This window comes from Nocardiopsis lucentensis DSM 44048 (genome assembly GCF_000341125.1).
GTDB lineage: Bacteria > Actinomycetota > Actinomycetes > Streptosporangiales > Streptosporangiaceae > Nocardiopsis > Nocardiopsis lucentensis.
On sequence record NZ_ANBC01000687.1, the window covers coordinates 1 to 4,429 of the forward strand.

General features: G+C 71.5%; 3 protein-coding genes. All 3 read right to left on the reverse strand.

What is annotated here, in order from left to right:
• Positions 1-1,764, reverse strand: a 1,764-nt coding sequence (locus D471_RS35920) for a WXG100-like domain-containing protein (RefSeq protein WP_040690965.1), incomplete at its 3' end; no start/stop codon positions are given.
• A 405-nt stretch (positions 1,765-2,169) separates the two neighbouring features.
• A complete protein-coding gene (locus D471_RS0124150; protein ID WP_017600995.1) occupies positions 2,170-2,802 on the reverse strand; it encodes a LutC/YkgG family protein in 633 nt (210 codons plus the stop codon).
• A 91-nt stretch (positions 2,803-2,893) separates the two neighbouring features.
• On the reverse strand, positions 2,894-4,360 hold the full coding sequence (locus D471_RS0124155; protein ID WP_017600996.1) for a LutB/LldF family L-lactate oxidation iron-sulfur protein: 1,467 nt from the start codon (positions 4,358-4,360) through the stop codon (positions 2,894-2,896).
• Positions 4,361-4,429 lie beyond the last annotated feature (69 nt).

Genomic DNA, 4,429 nt, shown 5'->3' on the forward strand with positions numbered 1-4,429 from the left:
GGAGGAGTCGGTCCCCGTCCGCAGTTCGGCGTGGAACAGGTCCGTCAGGTCGCGGACGTCGGCCTCGGTCGGTGTCCTGCCTCCGTCGTCCGCGGTGTCGCCGTCCCGCACGGGGGTCGGGGTCCCGCCCGGTTCCGGAGCGAGGTCGCGCATCGGATCGGGGGCCGCCCGGGACGGTGAGGGCGAGGAGTCCGATGAGGATGGGCCGTCGTCGGCCGGGCCGGGGGAGTCCTCGGTACGGGGTGAATCGTCCTCGTGCGCCGGTGGGGGACCGGTGGCGGGGACGTCGGTGTCCGGTGGCGCGATGCTCAGGTCGCGCAGGCCGTCGATCGCGCCGACCAGGCCCATGGTGGACAGCTGCTGCACCACCGATGTCGTCGCGCCCGCGACGGCGGACATCCCCGACGCCTTCCACTCCCCTTCCGGGGAGAACAGGAGGTTGGTGAGCCCCTCCCCGACGTACCCCTCCACAGCCCCCGAAGCGGCGCCGAGGCCGAGGTCGGTGAGGCGGTCGCGCCACCGGCCGCCGAACTCGCGCACGGTCCTGGCGAGGGCCTCGGGCACGTCGCGGGCGAGGTGGTCGCGGGTGGCCTTCGGCAGCGGCAGGGGAGAGAGCAGGTCGTCGAGGGCGGCGCCGAGCTCGGGCGTGTCCCACCTCTTGAGGAAGGCGCCGGCGTAGTCGCGGCCGAGGTCACGTGCGGCCCTCTCACCCAGTACCGGACCGAGGTGCTGCTCGAAGGTCGCGGCCGCCTCGTCGAGGAACCGCCGCTCGGCCCCGGACGACTTCCACCCGCCGCCCGGGATCTGCGCGGGTGTCAGGAAGGCCGAGGAGTTGCGGCTGAACAGGTGGGACAGGTCCCGGCCGAACCGGGGCGTCACGTCGCCGGGTGCGTCGGCGCCGTCCGGCCGGTCGGGGGAGGAGGGGTCGTCGGCGCGTGGGGGCGGGGACACGGGGGGTTCGGGAACGGCCCGCGGCGGTGTCGGCGGGTTCGGCGTCGGATCCGGGGCGGGCGATCGCGGCGGTGGTGCGAGGGTGTCGGCGGGTACGTCGTCGACGCTGTCTCCGAGGCCCTTGGACAGCCGGCCCTTGAGGAACAGGTCGCCGCCGAAGGACAGTCCGGCGCTGAGCAGCCCCTCCACGAACGCCCCGGCGGCGGCCATGCGGGTCAGTTCCCCGTCCCACTCGTCCCGGTTCCCCTGGTCCATCTGGATCCGCTGGATGAGCAGGTCCATCGTCACCCCGAACAGCTGGGCGACGAACAGGTGGCTCAGCAGGTTGCGCACCAGCCAGTCGAGGATGTCGCGGATCATCGTCTGGCGGATGAACCTGAAGACCGAGATCCAGGACAGGGAGGCACCGAACGTCCAATAGGACATCGCCACCGCCCAGGCGATCTCCAGGGCCAGCTGGATGAGCTGGCCGATGATCATCCACTTGGCGTACTCGACCTGGTTGGCGGCCTGGCGCGCGTACTCGCGGATCTCCTGGGCGAGCCGCGCGGCCTCGCCCAGGTAGTCGCGCTCGCCCTCGGTGAACTGTGCCAGGGACTTCTCGAAGTAGGCGGTGGTCCGGCTGTCGAACGTCGAACTGACCTTGCGCCGCAACACGATCACCAGCTCGGGCAGTTCGGTGCCGAGAATGTACTGGACGGTCTCGTACACGTCGGACAGGTCGCGCAGTCGATCCTCGTCCACGTCCGGCCATCGAGTCCCGGTGAGACCGTGGAAGAGATCGACGAGTTCGTTGGGAATCTGCATCCCCATCGGACAGTTCCACCTCACCCCACGCAGAACCACAAAATCACAGGCATAAAACAACATATCCTTGATTTCTGGTGTGCCAGTGGGAGGATTTTCTCTTCATGGATTGTTCGATGTCCTGTCATCCAAGCGAGTCGCCGATATCCATCCCATGGGAGTCGTCGGTGTTCGACGTTCCACTCCCTTCACCCGGGAGTGGTTCGGGTCGGCTTCACGTCCCGTATGGGCGGGTGCGGTTGAACTCCAGGAGAATTCTCCGGTGGTGATGTCATGGTCCGCTCGGCCGTCGAGGCGATCCCGGTGACGTTCCCTCTCGATATCGCCCAGAAAAGGTGCCGATACGCGGTCATCCCTTGCCTGGGTGAGTCCGCCGTGGTGTGGCGCCCCACCGCCGCCGACCGGTGACCGTCAGGCCGAGGCGACCAGCACGACGTGCAGGGTCCGGGGGCCGTGCACACCCTCCACCCGCTCGAGCTCGATGTCGCTGGTGGCCGACGGGCCACTGACGAACGTGAGCGGGGCGAGCGGGTCCAGGCGCTCCAGCGCCTCGGGAACCCCGCCCACCACCTGGTCCGCGCGGACCACGCACACGCACACGTCCGGCAACAGGGACAGCGCCCGGCGTCCGCAGACAGCCCCCGCGTCCAGGACGAGCGTCCCGGTCTGGGCGATCGCGACGGCCGTACCGGTGACCGCGGCCCCGCACTCGCTCAGGCGCACGGCGGGGCGGCCGTCATCGCGACCGGCGCCCGAGGGCGTCCACGTCCCCGGGAGTCCGGGAGCGGCCAGCACCTCGGCGCGGTCCGGGCCCAGCGCTTCGGTCAGGACGCCCTCCACGGTCGCGGCCACCTCCTCGGGGCCACAGCGGTGCACGGCGGCGCGGTAGTCGACCAGCCGGTCCTCCAACAGGTCCAGCAGCTCGGGATGACCGGGCGGGCGACCGTCGCTTCGCCGGTAGGCGCGCGGCACCTCCGTCTCGGTCGCCTGGGCCGCGCCGTTGGCCGCGCGGATGCGCGCCAGGATCTCCTCGCGTGCGCTCACCGGTGGGAACTCCTCGTCTGTTCTGTGTCCACGGCCGCCGGGGCGCTCTCCCCCGGCGCGGTGGTCGGGCCGGGGCCGGGAGACCGGCGCCTCACGTTCGATCACCGTGGTCGCGGGCCCAACGCCGGGTGAACGTCTCACTCGGCGGGGTGGGCAGGTCACGGGTGCGGGTCCACTTCGACAACGGCGGGGGCAGCGCGGCGGGCAGGGTGGCGCGGCCGCGGGCGAGGAGGCGTCCCAGCCGGGTCAGGCGCTGGGCCGACCGCCACAGGCGGGGGGGGGACATCACCCGGGCGACCGCCCCGAAGGCGATCCTCTCCGCTGACGGCCTCCGGTCCGACTCGACCTGCCGACCGCGCAGGTCCACCAGGATCGAGGGGATGTCGATGGCCACCGGGCACACCTCGTAGCACGCCCCGCACAGCGTGGACGCGTACGGCAGCGACGGGTTGGCCTCCACCCCGGTCAACTGCGGGGACAGCACCGCGCCGATCGGTCCCGGGTAGACCGAACCGTAGGCGTGCCCGCCCGTGCGCTCGTAGACCGGGCACACGTTCAGGCACGCGGAACAGCGGATACAGTGCAGCGCCTGGCGGCCGGTCGGGTCGGCGAGCGCGGCGGTGCGGCCGTTGTCGAGCAGCACCAGGTGGAACTCGCCCGGACCGTCCCCGGGGGTCACGCCGGTCCAGGTCGAGGTGTAGGGGTTCATCCGCTCACCGGTGGACGAGCGCGGCAGGGTCTGGAGGAACACCTCCAGGTCCCGCCAGGTGGGGACGGTCTTCTCGATCCCCATGACGGTGATGAGGGTGTCGGGCAGGGTCAGGCACATCCGGCCGTTGCCCTCGCTCTCCACCACGGCCAGGGTGCCCGTCTCGGCGACCGCGAAGTTGGCGCCGCTGATCGCCACCTTCGCGCGCAGGAAGCGTTCACGCAGGTAGGCGCGTGCGGCCATGGCGAGTTGGCGGGGGTCGTCGGTCAGATCGGGATCGACGCCCGGCATGGTCTCCAGGAAGATCCGCCGGATCTCGGTGCGGTTGCGGTGGATGGCGGGGACCAGGATGTGGGAGGGCCGGTCGTCGCCGAGCTGGACGATCAACTCGGCCAGGTCGGTCTCCCACGCGGTGACACCCGCCTCCTCCAACGCCTCGTTGAGGCCGATCTCCTGGGTGGCCATCGACTTGACCTTGACCACCTCCTCGGCCCCGGTGGCGCGCACCAGGTCGGTGACGATCCGGTTGGCCTCGGCGGCGTCACGGGCCCAGTGCACGGTGCCGCCGCGCTCGGTGACCCGCCTCTCCAACTCGACCAGGTGCTCGTCGAGGCGGGCCATGGTGGCCTCCTTGACCGCGCGACCGGACTCGCGCAGCTCCTCCCAGTCGGGCAGCTCGGACACCACGGAGGCCCGCTTGGCCCGGATGGTGCCGGTGGCGTTCGCCAGGTTGGCGCGCATCTGGTGGTCGGCCAGGTGGCGGGCGGCCGAACGCGGGAACGGCTCCTCACCCCCCAGGTTGCCGGTGCCGTGCGGGATGCCGGGCATGCCCAGGAAGGTCCGGCTCACGTGGCGGCCTCCTTCGTGTCTTCGGTGGCGGCGAGGATCTCGGCCAGGTGGACGGTGCCGGTGGCCGCC